We start from the raw sequence: 373 nt of genomic DNA, 5'->3' as shown, positions 1-373 counted from the left end.
ATTACGGTCAGTGAAGTGAAGGGTTTTTATAATGATTGAATAATTCAAAGCTGATAGTTGCCAATCTTTCTTGTAATAAAGTTGGTTCCAGAATGCTAATAGATTTACCATAAGGGAGAAGGAGGTAAGGTACAAAAGTATGAATAGACTCTATATCAACCTTAAAAAGGGCTTGATTGTTTTTTCGTTCTATTAAAGCATGGTTAAATAACCAATGCTGACATAAATCATCAAGCGCATGTGACATGCCTTGGATACGGACAGAAATGAGTTCTTTAAGTTGGTTTGAATCAGGTAAAATGTCTTTTAGAAAGAAAGAACGCGCTGAAAATTCCAAGGGCCGATCAAATTTTTTATCTGTTCTGGATAATGA

Annotated in this window: 1 pseudogene; it reads right to left on the bottom strand. The window is 34.3% G+C overall.

Features of this window, described 5'->3' with window-relative positions:
- Nucleotides 1-7: 7 nt before the first annotated feature.
- A pseudogene (locus tag AC1DJR_RS34020) lies at nucleotides 8-373 on the bottom strand (DNA-binding transcriptional regulator); the annotation flags it as partial.

This window comes from Bacillus sp. 05T31 (assembly GCF_056396725.1).
The sequence above is the reverse complement of the archived record's forward strand: the minus strand, read 5'-3'. Positions and strand labels throughout refer to the sequence as shown.